The sequence below is a fragment of the Cylindrospermopsis sp. CR12 genome, assembly GCF_001432185.1.
Lineage (GTDB): Bacteria > Cyanobacteriota > Cyanobacteriia > Cyanobacteriales > Nostocaceae > Raphidiopsis > Raphidiopsis raciborskii.
Genome location: NZ_LMVE01000107.1, coordinates 15,914 through 33,162 on the forward strand (window position 1 = coordinate 15,914; position 17,249 = coordinate 33,162).

Annotated in this window: 19 protein-coding genes and 1 pseudogene; 9 read left to right on the plus strand and 11 right to left on the minus strand. The window is 38.7% G+C overall.

From position 1 onward, the window contains the following. The first annotated feature begins 169 nt into the window (after positions 1 to 169). Positions 170 to 358: a hypothetical protein gene (locus tag ASL19_RS12610; RefSeq protein WP_006277283.1), complete on the plus strand. Its 189-nt coding sequence runs from the start codon at positions 170 to 172 to the stop codon at positions 356 to 358. Positions 359 to 655: 297 nt separating this feature from the next. On the opposite strand, the gene ASL19_RS12615 is transcribed toward ASL19_RS12610, so the two are convergent. Continuing rightward, complete coding sequence (locus ASL19_RS12615) at positions 656 to 1,120, minus strand: phosphate-starvation-inducible PsiE family protein (RefSeq protein WP_006277284.1); 465 nt, start codon at positions 1,118 to 1,120, stop codon at positions 656 to 658. A 130-nt stretch (positions 1,121 to 1,250) separates the two neighbouring features. Here ASL19_RS12615 and ASL19_RS12620 point away from each other — a divergent pair. Next, a pseudogene (locus tag ASL19_RS12620) lies at positions 1,251 to 1,502 on the plus strand (hypothetical protein); the annotation flags it as partial. A gap of 18 nt (positions 1,503 to 1,520) precedes the next feature. On the opposite strand, the gene ASL19_RS12625 reads toward ASL19_RS12620, so the two are convergent. The 4 genes from ASL19_RS12625 to pheS all read right to left on the minus strand — a co-directional run bounded on the left by ASL19_RS12625 (position 1,521) and on the right by pheS (position 5,490). After that, positions 1,521 to 3,452, minus strand: coding sequence for an ABC-F family ATP-binding cassette domain-containing protein (locus tag ASL19_RS12625; protein ID WP_057178624.1), 1,932 nt, complete (start codon positions 3,450 to 3,452; stop codon positions 1,521 to 1,523). 71 nt (positions 3,453 to 3,523) lie between these two features. Next, the gene (locus ASL19_RS12630; RefSeq protein WP_006277288.1) at positions 3,524 to 3,943 is read right to left on the minus strand and encodes a DUF1824 family protein; all 420 of its coding nucleotides are present in this window, start codon (positions 3,941 to 3,943) and stop codon (positions 3,524 to 3,526) included. Between the two features lie 104 nt (positions 3,944 to 4,047). Next, positions 4,048 to 4,455 carry a ChuX/HutX family heme-like substrate-binding protein gene (locus ASL19_RS12635; RefSeq protein ID WP_057178625.1) on the minus strand — a complete coding sequence of 136 codons (408 nt, stop codon included), beginning with the start codon at positions 4,453 to 4,455 and terminating at the stop codon, positions 4,048 to 4,050. 42 nt (positions 4,456 to 4,497) lie between these two features. After that, positions 4,498 to 5,490, minus strand: coding sequence for a phenylalanine--tRNA ligase subunit alpha (gene pheS / locus ASL19_RS12640; RefSeq protein ID WP_006277290.1), 993 nt, complete (start codon positions 5,488 to 5,490; stop codon positions 4,498 to 4,500). A 343-nt stretch (positions 5,491 to 5,833) separates the two neighbouring features. On the opposite strand from pheS, the gene surE reads away from it, so the two are divergent. Together surE and msrB are read left to right on the plus strand one after the other, a co-directional pair. Further along, entirely contained in the window at positions 5,834 to 6,634 is an 801-nt protein-coding gene (surE, locus tag ASL19_RS12645; protein ID WP_040009056.1) for a 5'/3'-nucleotidase SurE, read from the plus strand. 6 nt (positions 6,635 to 6,640) lie between these two features. Further along, the gene (gene msrB, locus ASL19_RS12650) at positions 6,641 to 7,048 is read left to right on the plus strand and encodes a peptide-methionine (R)-S-oxide reductase MsrB (RefSeq protein WP_057178626.1); all 408 of its coding nucleotides are present in this window, start codon (positions 6,641 to 6,643) and stop codon (positions 7,046 to 7,048) included. 55 nt (positions 7,049 to 7,103) lie between these two features. Here the strand turns inward: msrB and ASL19_RS12655 are convergent, their stop codons facing one another. The 4 genes from ASL19_RS12655 to ASL19_RS12670 all read right to left on the minus strand — a co-directional run bounded on the left by ASL19_RS12655 (position 7,104) and on the right by ASL19_RS12670 (position 8,661). Then, positions 7,104 to 7,439, minus strand: coding sequence for a hypothetical protein (locus tag ASL19_RS12655; RefSeq protein ID WP_006277293.1), 336 nt, complete (start codon positions 7,437 to 7,439; stop codon positions 7,104 to 7,106). 149 nt (positions 7,440 to 7,588) lie between these two features. After that, positions 7,589 to 7,900 carry a hypothetical protein gene (locus ASL19_RS12660; protein ID WP_006277294.1) on the minus strand — a complete coding sequence of 104 codons (312 nt, stop codon included), beginning with the start codon at positions 7,898 to 7,900 and terminating at the stop codon, positions 7,589 to 7,591. Between the two features lie 21 nt (positions 7,901 to 7,921). Continuing rightward, positions 7,922 to 8,164: a hypothetical protein gene (locus tag ASL19_RS12665; protein WP_006277295.1), complete on the minus strand. Its 243-nt coding sequence runs from the start codon at positions 8,162 to 8,164 to the stop codon at positions 7,922 to 7,924. 38 nt (positions 8,165 to 8,202) lie between these two features. Beyond that, complete coding sequence (locus ASL19_RS12670) at positions 8,203 to 8,661, minus strand: hypothetical protein (protein WP_057178663.1); 459 nt, start codon at positions 8,659 to 8,661, stop codon at positions 8,203 to 8,205. 536 nt (positions 8,662 to 9,197) lie between these two features. On the opposite strand from ASL19_RS12670, the gene ASL19_RS12675 reads away from it, so the two are divergent. From ASL19_RS12675 to patX, 3 genes are all read left to right on the plus strand, one after another. Beyond that, the gene (locus tag ASL19_RS12675) at positions 9,198 to 10,628 is read left to right on the plus strand and encodes an ATP-dependent DNA helicase RecQ (RefSeq protein ID WP_057178627.1); all 1,431 of its coding nucleotides are present in this window, start codon (positions 9,198 to 9,200) and stop codon (positions 10,626 to 10,628) included. A gap of 50 nt (positions 10,629 to 10,678) precedes the next feature. Beyond that, positions 10,679 to 12,469: an FAD-dependent oxidoreductase gene (locus ASL19_RS12680; RefSeq protein ID WP_057178628.1), complete on the plus strand. Its 1,791-nt coding sequence runs from the start codon at positions 10,679 to 10,681 to the stop codon at positions 12,467 to 12,469. A gap of 111 nt (positions 12,470 to 12,580) precedes the next feature. After that, the gene (gene patX / locus ASL19_RS12685; RefSeq protein WP_006277301.1) at positions 12,581 to 12,814 is read left to right on the plus strand and encodes a heterocyst-inhibiting protein PatX; all 234 of its coding nucleotides are present in this window, start codon (positions 12,581 to 12,583) and stop codon (positions 12,812 to 12,814) included. A 420-nt stretch (positions 12,815 to 13,234) separates the two neighbouring features. On the opposite strand, the gene ASL19_RS12690 is transcribed toward patX, so the two are convergent. After that, complete coding sequence (locus ASL19_RS12690; protein ID WP_057178629.1) at positions 13,235 to 14,278, minus strand: class I SAM-dependent methyltransferase; 1,044 nt, start codon at positions 14,276 to 14,278, stop codon at positions 13,235 to 13,237. 192 nt (positions 14,279 to 14,470) lie between these two features. On the opposite strand from ASL19_RS12690, the gene ASL19_RS12695 reads away from it, so the two are divergent. Next, positions 14,471 to 14,671: a hypothetical protein gene (locus ASL19_RS12695; RefSeq protein ID WP_006277303.1), complete on the plus strand. Its 201-nt coding sequence runs from the start codon at positions 14,471 to 14,473 to the stop codon at positions 14,669 to 14,671. Between the two features lie 234 nt (positions 14,672 to 14,905). Here the strand turns inward: ASL19_RS12695 and glnA are convergent, their stop codons facing one another. Beyond that, entirely contained in the window at positions 14,906 to 16,339 is a 1,434-nt protein-coding gene (glnA, locus tag ASL19_RS12700; RefSeq protein WP_057178630.1) for a type I glutamate--ammonia ligase, read from the minus strand. 359 nt (positions 16,340 to 16,698) lie between these two features. Between glnA and apcB the strand changes: the two genes are divergently transcribed. After that, positions 16,699 to 17,208, plus strand: coding sequence for an allophycocyanin subunit beta (apcB, locus tag ASL19_RS12705; RefSeq protein ID WP_057178631.1), 510 nt, complete (start codon positions 16,699 to 16,701; stop codon positions 17,206 to 17,208). Positions 17,209 to 17,249 lie beyond the last annotated feature (41 nt).

A 17,249-nucleotide genomic window follows, 5' to 3' on the forward strand; every position in this document is an offset into this window, starting at 1 on the left:
TACCATGTGAGGGACCACATAGCCTAGAAGGTACGATCGGTCGATTGCAAAAGACCTGACTGATAAGAATATCTAATCAGAAGTATATAATGTTTTAATAAAGATTAAGATTACTTTATTATAATATGTTTAGTGGTGTGAGTTTAGTTCAGGAAAAAAGATAACAACTATGTCAATGTCAACCTTATCTTCCAGTGTTGCGACCTGCGAGTCTCACAGTGAGCTAGTAAAAAAGCTAACTAAGGCTTACTACCAGGACGAACAGCAAGAAAAATTTATTGGTCTGCAGACGGAAATTGACTCTCTGCTGCAACATTTACAAAACCTCAAGATAGAAAACCTCAAGACTAACCATTAGAAAGGTCGGCCAGAACGTCTACCTAGCCTAACTTTTACTGATAAAAAATCTCCTAAGCGTTCTGGCTAACTATGTTGCAAAACAAGGTTTGGTTTACTGAAGTTTAAGGAAATATGTGAAACAGTACGGTTATATCCATATTAGTGGAAATATAAGGCTATAAAATAGAAAGGGTTTGGCCGTTAACCAAACCCGAATATAAATCCAGTGCATAACAACATCCCAAATAAATTTAACCTACTTGGTTTTTAGTTACATCCTCCCCAAGGATGTTTACAAATCCCAAAATAGCTGATATTAACCTTCTTGATGGTGATCTGGTCTAGAGTGGCCGTGCCCTAATATTTTAGATATCCAGGGGATGGCAATAAAAACACTTGATAATATCAATAAGAATATGGAGATAGCAAAAATTTGATCTTTAGGAATTTCCAACACTCCACGCAAAATGATTTCTCTTAAAGCTGAAACAATAGTAATTTCTACCGCTGCACCTACAGATATATTATGTTCTTGCAGATAGTCAACTAAAAGTCGAAATAACTCTACAAGTATTAAAATAAACAGAATATCAGATGTTACTTCCCGTAAATCAAGGGGACGAATAAAGGAAATAAACATATCCCCTAACCTTAGTAACATGACACAAAATAACCCAAGACAAAGAGAAATAACAATAATATCCTGAAAAATTTCCAAATTGCGAACAATTCTGTCACGATGGAACCAACTACTTACCTTTATAATTATTCCACTAGGCATAAGCTTACAAGTAATTCTATTATTGCTGGTGTTAGCTAATAATCTTAAATGAAAATTATTATTTATAATGTTTAATCAGATCCAATCAGTAACTTTATTAAGTTTTGTATAGCAGTTTATAAAAAAAATATGTGAAAATAAAGTACGCCTTTTACTATCCAGTTGTCATTGGTATTTCAAAGTTAATGGTGGTATTTTAATGTTAATGATTATCTGTCACGATATTGAAAGTTACCAAAACATCATGACTAGAGTTCCCTATTTAGGAGACAAATTAAGGCGCTTTGCTAACAAAGCCAGAATTAGTATTAGTTCACCAGTAAATAACGGTATTCCTTGGGTAACGAGTATAGAGCAAGATGAAGGGGAAATAAATTATTAAGCCTATTAAAATACCTACCTAAACATCCATTTCCGCCAACTCTAGCCATCGCTCAGTGGCAAAATCTATAGCTTGTTTAAGCGCTTCCATTTGTTCATAGAGGTTTTGTACTTGGGTATAATTTTCTGATGTAACAGCAAGTAATGATGTTTCCACTAGAGTTCTTTGTGCTTCCAAATCGGCGATTTTAGCTTCCAATTGCTCAAATTCCCGTTTTTCCCAATTGGATAATCGGCGACGTTTTTTATTCTGTACTTCTTGATCACCAGGTTTTGGTTGAGTGAGGTTTTTGGATTTGCGATTATCCTTGCCATTAATTGTTTCTTGTTGGGTTAACTCCTCAGATTTTTTGTAATCTAAATAGACTGAATAATTGCCTGGGTATTGACGTAAGTTACCACCCTCTTCTAGAGCAAAGATAGTATCCACTGTTCGATCTAAAAAATATCGATCATGGGAAACTACGATGACAGATCCCACAAAGTCTTCCAGATATTCTTCTAAAACCGATAAGGTTTGCACATCTAAATCATTAGTTGGCTCATCTAAAATTAGCACATTGGGAGCACTAATTAATAATCTTAATAAAAATAAACGCCGTTTTTCTCCTCCAGAAAGTTTATGAATAGGCGCATATTGTTGGCTCCCAGGAAATAAAAATCTCTCTAACATTTGAGAAGCTGTAATTTTTGTCCCATCAGCAATCTTGATAAATTCTCCCTCTTCTTTGATATAATCAATTACCCGCTGATTATCATTAACTGCTGATATTAACTCTTCCGAATGTTGGTCAAAGTAAGCAATATGAATGGTACTTCCAACTTCCACCCTACCAGCATCTGGTGAAGTTCTTCCAGTTATCATGTTCATCAAGGTAGATTTACCAGTACCATTGCCACCAATAATGCCAATTCTATCTTCCGGACTAAATTCATAACTAAAGTTATTAATTAGGATTTTTCCGTCATAGGATTTGTAAATATTACTCAATTCAATCACTTTTTTGCCAATCCGCCGACCAATGGTAGAAATGTCAACTTTACCTTGAGCTTGTTTGAATTGAGTTTCTCTCATAGACTCCACGCGTTGAATTCGGGCTTTTTGCTTAGTACTTCTAGCTTTAGGTCCCCTTTTCAACCATTCCAGTTCCCTTCGTAATATCCCTTGATGTTTACGTTGACTGCTTACAGCAGATTCTTCTGCTAATGCTTTCTTTTCTAAATAATAGGAATAATTACCGGAGTATGTATAAATATCACCCCTATCAATTTCTATAATTCTATTAGTTACTTTATCCAAAAAATACCGATCATGAGTAATCAGCAGCAAAGCTCCTCGAAACCGGTTTAAATAACTTTGTAGCCATTCTACAGATAAAGCATCCAGATGGTTTGTTGGTTCATCCATGAGTAAAACATCTGGTTGAGCTAATAGTGCTGTGGCTAAAGCTATACGTTTTCTATAACCCCCTGATAAGGTCCCAACTTTCACCTCAAAGTCGCCAATCCCCAATTTTGTGAGAATAATTTTAGCGTTGGTTTCTAATTCCCAGGCCCCAGTAGCATCCATGCGCTGCATTACTTCTGACAACCTGGACATTAATAATGTATCTTCCGGATAATGGGCTAATTTATCTGAAAGTTCTTCATACTCCTTTACCAATTTTGTATGTTCACCACTATCCATAAATATCTGTTCTAAAACTGTCAAATTTTCATCCATATCTGGCTGTTGTGGTAGATAGATAATCTTTGCACCAGAATTAGTCAGAATTTGCCCCCCATCTACTGGCTCTATTCCCGCTATCATCTTTAATAATGTGGATTTACCAGAACCATTAGTACCAATCAAACCTACTTTGTCAGTCCCATCTATACTAAAGGTCGCTTCTTTTAATATCTCTTTAATACCAAAGTCTTTTTTAACTAATTGTAGTGTAATCAAACTCATATAGTTTGGCAGTTTTTAATTCGATTAAGTATAAGTATTTATAACTGTTCCCATTTCCCATTCCCCATTTCCTAAACCAAAAATAAATCAAGGGGTAAATGTCCATACATTTCATTCACACCACCTGGATAGTTGGACTGACAGGAAACTAAGACTCCACGATGATGTCCCACATAACTATCTAAGTAGCACAGTCCATTTTTACCATTTAATTTGATATACACTGGACCTTCTGGATGAGGTAAATCATCCGGTGCTTGATAACCAAAAGCGTGAGAATAGGTTTTCATAGCTAATATTCCCTGTTCAACATTATCAGCACAAATCCCTAAAATTTGATAGTCAGACCGTTTTGTCATCAGGATGATTGCTTCCCGAGTTAGGGCTTTCTCCAAGGGTTTGAGAACCGGTGCTATATCTAAGCAGTTAAACTTGTTCAGGATCTTTTTCGCTTCTGCTACGGTCAGGTTTGTAGGATTAGATATTGACATACGGCAATCTGGTTATAATTTGACTGTTTGAATTCAAAGCGTGAACAAGGAATAGCCATGTAAAATAGGTGTTAACATCGGCGGGATATTCCATGATTTCATGGCTATAAACTCGTAACCGGTAAAGGTTCCCAAACTTCACCATATTGTTCCCTTAATTGTAACCAGTTTTCTACCTGTCCCGGTTCATATTCCCCGGGTTTACCCCACTGCAAAAATAAACTCAGCGCCACTTCTTTCTTCTCATCTAAAAATCTGATGGCATAAGTGCTAAAATTACCCCTTTTTGCTTCCCCTGTCTCAAATTTTACCTCCACAATTTTATCCATATTCAAATGAAATTCAAACCCATCATTGTGCATATTGGCATATTTCCCCTTAGCTAATTCCGCATAGAATAACTTTTCTATTTTACCCCTTGCTTCTAAAACAGCAGCACTGCTAGTAACAATTAGTCGTAAAGTTCCTAAATTTTCACAAGCTGGCAAGAAGTCCTTTAATGTTGTGTTCATATTCCGTACTATTTGTATTTACCATTTACCATTCAATAACCATTAAAACTGGCGTAAGAACCTCAAATCACTGTTATATAAACGGCGGATATCATCAATTTGATGTAAAACCATGGCAAAACGCTCCACACCAAAACCCGCAGCAAAACCACTATAAATTTCTGGATCATAACCTACAGATTTCAATACATTAGGATCAACCATACCACACCCCATCACTTCTAACCATCTACCATTCCATTCCAAATCCACTTCCGCCGAAGGCTCTGTAAAAGGGAAATAACTAGCTCTAAATCTTATGGGTAGATCTCCAAACATTGATTGTAAAAATACTTTTACGGTTCCTTTTAAATCTGTAAAGGTTAAACCTTCATCTACTGCTAAAAGTTCAATCTGATGAAATACCGCTGAATGGGTAGCATCCACATCATCTCTACGATAAACCCTCCCCGGAGCAACAATTCTCACCGGTGGTTCCTCCTTCTCCATATGGCGAATCTGTACTGAGGAGGTATGAGTTCTCAATAAATTTCCATCCGGTAAATAAAAGGTATCCTGCATATCACGAGCTGGGTGATCTGGAGGAGTATTCAGAGCTTCAAAGTTATAGTAGTCCGTCTCCATTTCAGTCCCCTGAGCTACGGTGTAACCCATGCCCATGAATATATCTATAGCTTGGTCAATTATACCATTTAAAGGATGTATCTTTCCTTGAGGTCGATATGTGCCAGGCATAGTCACATCTAAAGTCTCTAACTCTAGTTGTCTCTCAATCTCTTGAGCTTCTAACTCCCTCCTTCTCAACTCCAGTCTTTCTTGGATGCTATCTTTAACCGTGTTGGCGATCGCACCGATTTTAGGACGTTCTTCGGCGCTCATATTTCCCATACTGCGTAAAAGCACTCCTAATTGTCCCTTTTTGCCCAAGTAATTAACTCGTAGCTCTTCCAGGCGTTCCCGAGTTTCAGTTTGGGCGATCGCCGTTTGTGCTTCCTCACGTAAAGCTAAAAGTTGATTTTCTAAAGTACTAGTCATTTACTTTTCTTAAAATGTTTGCTGCATCATTACAGAAGTTAGTCTGTTTTGATTAGATTAGACTAAACGCCCATTATTTTTTTGACTTTTGACAAGCAACCTCACTTTTTGTAAAACTGCTCCCTTATTTGAGTATAACTTGGTCTACAGCAAATGTCAAGCGCTTTGCGTAGAAAAAAAACGCTTTATGGAGTCCTAGATATTTTGTTAGTTCGGTTAGTTCGGTGATCAGTTGGAAATCCTGAAGCACTAGATTCAGGAACAAGAAAAGGTGAGAAAGAAACGGTACCGCTTTTAGACTCAAAATTTTGATAAAGTTGTGATAGTGAGTTTAATGCCTAAAATGAGATTACTAGTTAGTAACGATGATGGCGTTTCTGCTTTGGGCATTCGTACTTTGGCTAACACTTTAGCCAGGGCGGGTCACGATGTAACTGTAGTATGTCCAGATCGAGAGCGCTCAGCAACGGGACATGGACTGACCCTACATCATCCCATTCGAGCAGAAATTGTGGAAGGGGTATTTGATGCCAATATACGAGCTTGGGCTTGTGATGGCACTCCCTCGGACTGTGTCAAGTTAGCACTCTGGGCATTATTGGATTCTCCTCCCGATTTAGTACTCTCTGGAATTAATCAGGGTGCCAATTTAGGAACGGAAATCCTTTACTCAGGAACCGTTTCTGCGGCCATGGAAGGTATGATTGAAGGTATTCCCAGTATAGCGTTTAGCCTCACCAGTCACACTCACAAGGATTTCCAACCAGCTGCTCAATTTGCCCAACTACTAGTTGACCATTTAGCACCCTTACCGGATTTAATGCTACTCAACGTGAACATTCCTCCCCTTCCCTGGGAAGAAATTGCCGGTGTCACCTTAACCCGTCAAGGAGTGCGTCGCTATGTTGATGTTTTTGATAAACGGGTAGACCCCCGTGGCAAAACCTATTACTGGTTAACAGGGGAAGTGTTAGAAGAAGTAGATCCACCTGCGGGTTTAAACCTACCTAAAAACTTTCCCACGGATGTAGAGGTCATCCGTCAAAACCTTATTAGTATTACTCCTTTACAGTATAATCTTACTTATGCTCAAGGTCTAGATAAGTTATCCATTCTGGATTTAAAGTTAACCAAAGGGAATTAATTACTTATGTCTACAGAAGATACAAAATTTATCATTGACAAACCGGACGAGGAATGGAAATCCATTTTGACACCGGAGCAGTTTCAGGTGCTGCGAAAACATGGGACAGAACGTTCCCATACTAGTCCCCTAGACAAGAATTATGAACCAGGTACTTATGTCTGTGCTGGTTGTGGACAACCCCTATTTACTTCTGACACCAAGTATAATAGTGGCACTGGTTGGCCCAGCTTTTTTCAACCCATAGAAGGAGCTATTTCCACAACCGTAGACCGATCCCTATTCATGACCAGAACGGAAGTTCATTGTAGCAAATGTGGTGGACATTTGGGACACGTCTTCAATGATGGACCCCAACCCACAGGTCTAAGATACTGTATGAATGGTGTTTCTCTAAACTTTCAACCTGTTTAGAAAGTGGTGGAAGACCAGGTCTGAAAATCCATTCCTGTCTTCCATTATGGTGGATCTATGCCGATACTAGGTGTAGATCCAACCATAGTCGCGGTTGCGAGTGTTTTAGGTTAGATAATGGATCTCGTAGTAATCGTTTAGCATTCATGCAAACAACTTGAATTAGACCCATATTTTCTGCCACCTCTCTCAAAATTGCCCTTTGTGATTGTACCAAAGGCATAACATTCCCAGGACAATAGATAGCCACATATTGAAAACGTTTAGGAGGTCTTCCCCAAAAAGAAGTAACCACCTTCACATGACAGATTGCCAATATTTCCCCCAAATCGGGATAATAATGGTCAACAATTCTGGCAAATTCTTGAGCTAAGATATCTTCAGTAATCATTGGAGTGATATTTCTGATGGATATTTTTGCAGTGTTAATCAGCGTTAATCACCACTATTTATGAAAATAATCATAACATAGTTTTGTTATTTAAACCTGACAATTTATATATTATTTATATCTGACCTTACCCCAGATCCCCAAGTCCCTTAACGAGAATTCCTTTCAGCTACCAAAACATCAGCAATAATCGGTGGTAAAGATTTCAAATCAACATAGCCATCAGTGCCAGAAATAGGGGATTTAAAACTATAATTGGGGTTACAGGATCCAGAATCATAAACATGAATAAACCATCGATCTGGGAACCCCTCAACACCCAATTCTACGGTGTACCAATACTCACCCATTAAGCGGGAGTGAACAATAGTAAACCAATCTCGATATTCCTCTGCTAGGTTCCAGTCAGCTAATAGGAACTCCAGGGCTATCTTTCCAGCTTCCGTTGCAGTCAATAGCATAATAAATCCTGACTTACAATCCTATGAAAGATCGGGATATAAACCCAACTGTTTAGCCAATTCTCGTGCTATAAAAAACAAAAATTGCGCTCCATCTTGATTTCCCTCATGGGCAAACATGGTTGCAACTTGTAGCATTGTATGTATCAAACCAGAATCAATTAGTTCTGGTTGAGCTTCCAGCACTTCTGGTTCTTGACCATTAGGACATTTCAATAACTCATCAATCAAATTAAAATACTGATTTTGGCGTTCTTCTGACATAGTAATTTAGTTCATGGTGAATAAGTGACCGGAAGATATTATTGTTCTATACTTTGTTGCCAAAGTCTTTCCAACATTTCCACCTGCGCCCTGAAAACAGCACTACGATAAACCAGATATCTATCGTAAACAAGTATTGCCAAACCAATACCAATAGGTACAGCGACGAGTAACCACTGTAAAATAGTCATAATTTGGTATTTTTGGACTATTTGATATAATGAACCTAAAAAATTATGGACTGGCAATAATCTTTTATCGGTTATTCTATCACCTAGAGATGGGGGATAATTAATACTCTGAGTCTGAAGAAATGAAGGATCAGAACATTGATTAATTTGCTCCTGATTAATTTTGGTAAATTCTTCAGACAAATTCTGTGTTCTAACTAACTCTATATGCTTTCCCCAAATTAAATTAAAGATGATAATTCCTGGAGAAAGTACTACAAAAGTAACTAAACCAACTACTAGCAGATTCAGAATTTTTAATTTCATTTTCCGCTTCGCTAGGTAAAAGTTATTATTTAGCAAATCCATCAAATTACATCGAGGTTTGTAAAGGCAAAATTTAGAATCAAGATTTAAGAAGTCCCCCCTAGTTCACCAGACTTACGTCTAGTAAATTCGGGGGGTAGAGGGGAATCTCTGCGTAAATCCTATAAATGTTTATATCAGTCCCCATTTCAGCACTAAATTTACCCCCAGTCATTGAAAATATTAAAATCATTAACATAGTACTCAAAGCTTGTAACCCTTACCCAGTCAAGAAAATAAAATTTTTTTGGTATGGGGGTACGAGAATTTATTTTGCAGGGTACGAGAATTTATTTATAGAAGGTTCGGTTTATATGTACTCAACTTCAACACCAATCAGCCAATAGTCTGGGGGAATTAACAGTCAGATTTTCATAATTGACTTTGTACTCAAATCCCATTAGATCATAACAAATCACCTCTTCCTCCGTAAAATGAGTGTGATATAATACTATATAGTTCTAAGATAATTACAGGAAAACAATAAGCACTTTTTTATGAAAATAACATCAGAAGAAATACGTAAAAACCTGAAACAGATTTGGGGTTATGAAAATTTTCGTCCTCCGCAAGAGGAAATAGTCAATAGTTTGCTCTCACAGAAAGATGCTTTAATTATTATGCCTACGGGGGCGGGAAAATCTATTTGTTTCCAACTTCCAGCCCTCTTAAACAATGGTTTAACTCTGGTAGTTTCACCATTAATCGCATTAATAGAAAATCAAGTTGAAGAGCTAAAACAAAGGAATCAAAAGGCAGATCTGCTGCACAGTGAATTACCTGCTAGTCAACGTTATAAGGTTTTAAAATCTATTACTAAACAAGAGTTGAGATTATTATACTTATCACCAGAAACTCTCCTCAGTTCTGCTGTGTGGGAAAAAATATCCCATCCCGACATAGGAATTACATCCTTAATATTAGATGAAGCACATTGTTTGGTGCAATGGGGAGAAACATTTAGACCTGTTTATCGTCGTTTAGCCGCCGTGCGTCCAGCTTTATTAAACACCAAACCACCGGGAACAAAAATTAGTGTGGCAGCTTTTACAGCTACCGCTGACCACAGTACACAAAACATTATTAGGGATGTTTTGCAATTACAACAACCTGATATTTATCGACTTAATCCCTATCGTCAAAATTTACAACCTACTGTCAAAACTGTCTGGACACCAAAAGCAAGAAAACAGCAATTATTAAAGTTCCTTCAACTCCATCCCCATCAAACAGGATTGATTTATGTTAGAACTCGCAAAGACAGTGAAGAATTGGCTCAATGGTTAATCAATCTTGGCTATGATACAGCTAGTTACCATGGGGGTTTAAGTGGGGAAGAAAGACGAGCCATAGAAAAAAGTTGGTTGCATGGAAAAAAATCATTTGTTGTGTGTACTTGTGCTTTTGGCATGGGGATAAATAAAGCTGATGTTAGGTGGATAATACATTTTCATGCTCCATATTTATTATCAGAATATGTTCAAGAAATTGGACGTGCAGGAAGAGATGGAATGGTCGCAGAAGTTTTAACTTTTATCAGTGAACCAACCGGTTTTTTTGATGGAGAAGATCAAAGAAGACAACAGTTTTTTCAGCAGCAAATATTACAACAATACAAAAAAGCTCAAGAATTAATTAAAAAATTACCACTACAGGGAGAAGTTAAGTCTGTAGTTAAAGAATTTCAACATGGCGCGACAGCACTCTCCCTACTCCATAGCAGTGGAAAACTACTCTGGAATGACCCTTTTCATTATCAAATTTTGGATAAGGATATTCATCAGAACAGAACACAGTTTAACGCTGCTCAACAAATGGTTGAATTTTTAAAAACTAAAAACTGTCGTTGGCAGTTTTTATTACAATCCTTTGGCTTTAACAAAGGTAGAGAAAATTGGCGTTGTGGACACTGTGATAACTGTAGATAATTGTGGAGTACAATGTTTCACTATACTAACTTTAATTAACTTTGAATTTAATGAGTTTAGACAAAATATATAAAACTGATGTTTTAGTGGTGGGTGGAGGAGCTGGGGGAACCACTGCTGCTATTCAAGCAGCTCGCAGGGGATGTGAAACCATTCTGGTGAGTGAGTTTTCTTGGTTGGGAGGGATGTTAACTAGTGCTGGTGTATGTGCACCCGATGGTAATGAATTAAATTCCTTCCAAACAGGAATGTGGGGAGATTTTATCCGGGAGTTACAAAAACGACAGTCAGGAGGACTAAATAACAGCTGGGTGAGCTTTTTTAGTTATCAACCCCAGGTGGGAGCGGAAATTTTCGCTGACTGGGTAAAAGAACTACCTAATCTACAATGGATTACTTACAGAACTCCCCTAGAAGTATTACGCCAGGGAGATCGGATTGTAGGTGTAAATTTTGCAGATTGTACTATTTATGCCCAAATAATTCTGGATGGCACGGAATTAGGTGACGTTTTAGCTTTAGGAGAAGTGCCTTATCGTTGGGGTTGGGAATTGCAATCTGAATGGGGAGAACCCAGCGCCCCCAGCAGTTTTAACTCCCTCACAGAAACATACCCCATACAAGCACCAACTTGGGTGGTAATAATGGAGGATTTTGGGGAGGTTCTCGCTCCAGAAATTCCTCCCGCACCCAATTATGACCCAGCTTTGTTTGTAGGAGCTTGGGAAAACTATGGAAAAGAAAAATTTTTAAACTATGGACGTTTGCCACAAAATTGGTTTATGATTAACTGGCCGATTTGTGGTAATGACTACGGTCAAGGAACTAGTCGGTTGTTAGAGTCAAAAGCAAGGAATGAGTTCTATCAAGAGTGTTTCTGGCACAGTCAAAACTTCGCCCGTTACATTCAAACCAGTTTCGGTAGGCGTTATGGTCTGGCCCAAGGAGCTTTTCCTAGTGTATCTCCAGCTTTTGCTCTTCACCCCTATTTTCGTGAAGGTCGTCGCTTACAAGGGGTTACTACCATCTGTGAACAGGATCTTTTGCCCCTCTCCAACGGTTCCGTAGCACCTCTTATGAAGGATACGGTTGCTATTGGTAACTATGCCAATGATCATCACTATCCGGGCATAAAGTTTCCCCTACAACCTAAGTCTCTTCTCTGGGGAGGACGTTGGACCGGTACTCCTTTCACCATTCCATATTCCTCCTTAATCCCTAAATCCATAGATGGTTTACTGGTATGTGAGAAAAATATTTCCGTGTCTCACATTGCTAACGGTGCAACTAGACTTCAACCTGTAGTTATGGGTATAGGACAAGCTGCTGGTATGGCAGCAGCACTCTGTTGTGAGCTGAATTGTCAACCAAGAGATTTACCAGTGAAGACGCTACAAATGGCTTTATTAACTGATAAGCACTCACCTACAGCAGTTATTCCCCTATTCAATTTACCCATAAATCATCCGGACTGGTTGAAGTGGCAAATTGACATTTTAAATCATCCGGAAACCTATCCCCCAAGTGGTAACATTTTAACCTCTGGGGGGGGATATCCATTGGTTGAATTTCCATCATTTTCAGGTTTATCAATTGATGAACATAATCAGTTAAACCATGATTGTTGGATAGGAATTTTTAATCGAATCGGTAAACAAGATTACGAGTTTACTATCACAAATTGCCCGGAATTGTCTTTTCTAACTTGGAAAATTGTTACTTTGGAGTCATCTGTTAACCAACAGTTGCAAGTTCTCAATTGCAATTGCAAGATTTGCATCAGAGGATGTTTAAATTCTTCTGGTAGCTGGATTCTTGCAAAACATATTGAGATAATATGATTGAGTGTGGTTCAATTTAGATTAAGTCAATCGATTTCTTCAAAATTGTCCGGATTCATGGGTGATAGGTAAGTATAAGTTAACCAGAGAGTTCTAAAATAGACATCTACTATGCGTGCTGCCATTTCAATTTTAGTATCAAGTATGATACTCGGTTCCTTAGCTTTTCATCACGAAACTGTGTTCACCAATCCTTCGCGGTTGTCAACCTCTAATTCCGGAAGGGGTTTACTGCTTGCAGACAGTTCTAAACCCAGTCCTAATCAACCCGAGGAACCAGCACCCCACCGTGGTAGTGGACGCAAAGAGTCAATAGAGTTTTTGGGATTTATTTCTTTAGCTTAAACACATTTAGCCTAAGAGCTACTTGTTGAACCATTTTCCCTTCCTCAAGGATCTTTGCTTGCAGCTAAAAGCCAAAAAATTAATGGGTGTTTAATTTTTTGTACTCTTTCCATAACAGAAACATTCACAGTTAATGCACTACATTTTCTGTTCTTAGGTTCACAATTGATTTGTATTGACAGAAATACAACTAGTTAATGGCTTGACGTTCACCCAATAACCTCTGTAACTACTAAAAGCATCAAGGTTGTTGAGATTGACGTAAGTTGATAACAGAACTCCAGCAACAAACCAAATATTTTCTGACCATATTTTCGGGTTTGACTTCTCCCTGGGTTAAACACCGAATGCTAGGAGAGACGGGTTTATCTGTCTCTCCTGGCGTGTTTTTGGCTGTCCCAACTCTATTTATCAAACAGGTCAAACAGGTTTACAAGCAATTATATACTTACTCAAGAAATGTACTTGGGTTTCTACGTGTTTAAAACCTGCTTTCTCTAATCTTGCTACTAAATCATCAAGACTATAATTGATATAATAAGGTTCATGAAATGTGCGAGGGAAGTTGTTAATTATATCAACTAGGTCAGGAGAATCACTTGTTTGAATGGAATCACAAATAATGAAAACTCCTCCTGGTTTAATAACTCGGAAACATTGTTCAATTACTGTTTGTCGCACTGCTGCTGGTAATTCATGAAACAGAAAAACACTAGTTACCCCATGGAAATAATTATCCAAATAGGGTAGTTCTTCCGCATTGGCTTGGATGAGCTGGGGTAATTCAGTATAATTTTCAGCTAGAAGTTGATTGGCTTTGCGCAGGTAATTGGGGGATAGATCAACGCCAAATAGAGATGCTTCAGGTATTGCTCCTCTCAGTAATTTTATGGTTCTGCCAGTGCCACAACCTACATCTAAAATACGGATATGGTTGGAGAATTTTTTCACTTGATGCTTGAGAGGTGATAGAATACGACGTCTCATGGCGTCCCCAGTCCCGCTAAATAGGATTTCTACCTGCAGGTCATACAAGTTGGCAGAAAGGTCGCTTAAATAGCCATCTGTTTGATGATGAAAGTTTTGCAAATAGTAGCTGGGATAGATATTTTCTTCCTGTGGTTGGGAAAAATCTTGATATTGCTGACGGTTTGCTCTTTCCCATACTTGGAGCATATCTACACACATCACAGGATAGTATAAACAGAAGTCTAACCAGGAATTGTCAAATAGTAAATCATAAGGATATACACCTTGTTGGGCATCTTGCCAATCTGATTCTAATAACCTATTGAGTCTGTCTTGTAGGTTTGCGATCGCCTGTTGAGAAATTGGTTGAGACTTGTTCAAGTTAGGGTAAAGATGGTTTTTAACTCGCGTACCCAAGAATTTATGAGCCAGACTAAAGTAAGTTTTTCCTTGTTGGCAAGTTTGATAGCTGAGTTTTATCAAGTCGTTGAACATAAAAGTATTTTACTAAATATACCAGGATCAAGATTGCTTGGCGTTTTTTCCTTACTTATTGTAAACCCATAACTTGATTGTAAATTTTTGTAACAATTTGGGATTTGGTAGTTTAAGTTACGGAATTCCCTGTTACTATGAAGAAGTGGGAACAGAAAACCCATCCACATCAAAAAAGAAGAGGAAAAAAATATGTCTATCCAAGAAAAGTCCCGTGCTTTAATGGTACGTCAACACCAACAAGTTAAAAACCGTCAGCAATCAATGTTAATGCGGTCTGCCCAAGAGTTGGGATTACCCGAAGAAACTTGCCACTATTGGAGTCCAATTCAAGGGAAAGTAGATCCTACCACTCAAAGTCTTTATAGCCGTAGTGGTGCGACCATGAGCTAAAGATTCCTCATTACCTGGGCGTGCGTTAAGAATTGTCTTGATGAAGGGCGCAGGGTGTGTTTTTAGTGTGTCGTTTCTACACGGTATAAAGGACGTTTCCGCATGCCTGAAAATATTAAGGAGTACAACCGTAAACGGTTGTACTCCTGTTGTTGTCTGGAGTTAGCTTTGTAGGAGCGAAAGCTATACTGGTGGAGTTGACTGTGGAGAAAGATTCCTAAGAGAAGATTGGCATTAACAATCGTAATAAAGGAAAAATTCGTAGGGGTGAGGACGTAACTGCAACTGCTTGACCTCATTCACCAGCTTATAGTCAATCCAATTTTGGATGAAATCTTCCGAGAACACACCTGTTTCGGTTAAGAAAGCATGATCATTTTCCAGTGCTTCCAAAGCTAGTTCCAGAGAACCTGGAGTAGAAGGAATCTTAGCCAGTTCTTCTGGAGAAAGTTCATAGATATTCTTATCCAAAGGTTCACCAGGATGAATTTTATTCTTAATTCCATCGATACCAGCACAAAGCATAGCAGCAAAAGCTAAGTAGGGATTAGAAGTAGCATCAGGGCAGCGGAATTCTAAACGTTTAGCTTTAGGATTAGCTCCACTTAAAGGAATACGTACAGAAGCAGAACGGTTACCTTGGGAATAGGCTAAGTTCACAGGTGCTTCGTAACCAGGAACAAGACGTTTGTAAGAGTTAGTGGTTGGGTTTGTAATCGCTAGTAGAGCAGGAGCATGTTTAAGAATGCCACCGATATAGTAAAGACCCATATCACTCATACCGGCATATTTATCACCAGCAAATAAGGGCTTGCCGTCCTTCCAAATAGACTGGTGACAGTGCATCCCGGAACCATTATCACCAAAAATGGGTTTAGGCATAAAGGTAACAGTCTTACCGTACTTCCTAGCCACATTTTTGATTACATATTTATAGGTCATTAACCAGTCAGCAGCTTCTATTAACTTGCCGAAGCGGAATCCAAGTTCGCACTGACCACCTGTAGCCACCTCATGGTGTTGTTTTTCAATCGGGACACCACATTTAGCCATAGTCAACAACATTTCCGTGCGCATGTCGTGGAAGGTATCAGTGGGGGGCACGGGGAAGTAACCTTCCTTAAAGCGGGTTTTGTAACCTAGGTTAGGACCATCAGCTTCCCCATTTTTACCCTTTCTACCAGTATTCCAACGACCTTCCACAGAGTCTACATGATAGTAACCTTCATTAGCGGTTTGGTCATAACGCACATCATCAAAGATAAAGAATTCTGCTTCTGGACCAAAAAAGGCCGTATCACCTATTCCCGTGGTTCCTAAGTAATCTATAGCCTTTTGAGCAATCACCCGGGGACAGCGGTTATACCACTCATCTGTGCGGGGTTCTTTAATACTGCAAATAATGCTGAGAGTTGGTTCCTGCATGAAAGGGTCAATCCAAGCTGTGCTAGCATCCAGCACCATGGTCATATCTGACTCTTCAATCCCTTTCCACCCTCTAATACTAGAACCATCGAAAGGTACACCACTGGTGAAAGAACTTTCGTCAATTTGATTGTGGTAAACCGTTAGATGTTGCCAGGTTCCGGGTGTGTCTATGAACTTGAGATCAATCATTTGAATGTTTTGATCTCGGATCATCTTTAACACTTCTTGTGGGGTTGTCATTGTTACTCCTTCTGTAGCCAGTCTTTTAATTTACACTAATCCTTACCTAAGCACTTTAACTGCTGGGGGTTAATTTAGCTCATAATACACCATCTGAAATATCCTAAAGACTAGAGTCCTACCAAGGTTGTATTGTTTGTTACGATTGTTCAAGTTTCTGGGTTATGTTAAGTTTTTTAACACCATTTTTACAAGATAAGAAACTTTATATGACCAGGGTCAACTTTAACATAGAATTCTTATGTAATGGATTATTTGATATTCCCCAGTTCTAAAGGAATGACAAATATCAGATGAGTGGAACCAACTTTAATATCTAATCATAGATAGTAACTATTAACTATTGGGAGAAACACAGAATGCGCGATGCAGTTACAACTTTAATCAACAGTTATGACCTAGCTGGTAAGTATCTTGACCGAAATGCACTGGATAGTCTCAGGTCCTACTTTGACAGTGGCACATCCAGAGTCCAAGCTGCTACTGCTATTAATGCTAATGCTGCTGCTATTGTCAAACAAGCTGGGTCTAAACTATTTGAGGAACTACCAGAGTTAATTCGTCCGGGTGGCAATGCTTACACAACTCGTCGCTATGCTGCTTGCTTACGCGATATGGACTATTATCTTCGTTATGTTACTTATGCCCTGATTGCAGCCAATATGAACGTGTTAGATGAACGGGTGTTACAAGGTCTTAGAGAAACCTACAACTCCTTAGATGTACCCATAGGTTCTACTGTGCGTGGCATTCAAATTATGAAAGACTTAGCGAGAGAACAAGCTATAGCTGCTGGTGTGGCCAACGCTGCTTTTGTAGATGAACCTTTTGACTACATCACCCGTGAGTTGAGCGAGCAAAACATCTAATCAAGTTTAATTAGGATCTGGGAAGAGCTGGAGCTAGGTTA

Bases quoted from the DNA above. Each gene is read 5' to 3' on its own strand.
- ASL19_RS12610 (WP_006277283.1), top strand. From the start codon at position 170: ATGTCAATGTCAACCTTATCTTCCAGTGTTGCGACCTGCGAGTCTCAC.
- ASL19_RS12615 (WP_006277284.1), bottom strand. From the start codon at position 1,120: ATGCCTAGTGGAATAATTATAAAGGTAAGTAGTTGGTTCCATCGTGAC.
- ASL19_RS12625 (WP_057178624.1), bottom strand. From the start codon at position 3,452: ATGAGTTTGATTACACTACAATTAGTTAAAAAAGACTTTGGTATTAAA.
- ASL19_RS12630 (WP_006277288.1), bottom strand. From the start codon at position 3,943: ATGTCAATATCTAATCCTACAAACCTGACCGTAGCAGAAGCGAAAAAG.
- ASL19_RS12635 (WP_057178625.1), bottom strand. From the start codon at position 4,455: ATGAACACAACATTAAAGGACTTCTTGCCAGCTTGTGAAAATTTAGGA.
- pheS (WP_006277290.1), bottom strand. From the start codon at position 5,490: ATGACTAGTACTTTAGAAAATCAACTTTTAGCTTTACGTGAGGAAGCA.
- surE (WP_040009056.1), top strand. From the start codon at position 5,834: ATGAGATTACTAGTTAGTAACGATGATGGCGTTTCTGCTTTGGGCATT.
- msrB (WP_057178626.1), top strand. From the start codon at position 6,641: ATGTCTACAGAAGATACAAAATTTATCATTGACAAACCGGACGAGGAA.
- ASL19_RS12655 (WP_006277293.1), bottom strand. From the start codon at position 7,439: ATGATTACTGAAGATATCTTAGCTCAAGAATTTGCCAGAATTGTTGAC.
- ASL19_RS12660 (WP_006277294.1), bottom strand. From the start codon at position 7,900: ATGCTATTGACTGCAACGGAAGCTGGAAAGATAGCCCTGGAGTTCCTA.
- ASL19_RS12665 (WP_006277295.1), bottom strand. From the start codon at position 8,164: ATGTCAGAAGAACGCCAAAATCAGTATTTTAATTTGATTGATGAGTTA.
- ASL19_RS12670 (WP_057178663.1), bottom strand. From the start codon at position 8,661: ATGAAATTAAAAATTCTGAATCTGCTAGTAGTTGGTTTAGTTACTTTT.
- ASL19_RS12675 (WP_057178627.1), top strand. From the start codon at position 9,198: ATGAAAATAACATCAGAAGAAATACGTAAAAACCTGAAACAGATTTGG.
- ASL19_RS12680 (WP_057178628.1), top strand. From the start codon at position 10,679: ATGAGTTTAGACAAAATATATAAAACTGATGTTTTAGTGGTGGGTGGA.
- patX (WP_006277301.1), top strand. From the start codon at position 12,581: ATGCGTGCTGCCATTTCAATTTTAGTATCAAGTATGATACTCGGTTCC.
- ASL19_RS12690 (WP_057178629.1), bottom strand. From the start codon at position 14,278: ATGTTCAACGACTTGATAAAACTCAGCTATCAAACTTGCCAACAAGGA.
- ASL19_RS12695 (WP_006277303.1), top strand. From the start codon at position 14,471: ATGTCTATCCAAGAAAAGTCCCGTGCTTTAATGGTACGTCAACACCAA.
- glnA (WP_057178630.1), bottom strand. From the start codon at position 16,339: ATGACAACCCCACAAGAAGTGTTAAAGATGATCCGAGATCAAAACATT.
- apcB (WP_057178631.1), top strand. From the start codon at position 16,699: ATGCGCGATGCAGTTACAACTTTAATCAACAGTTATGACCTAGCTGGT.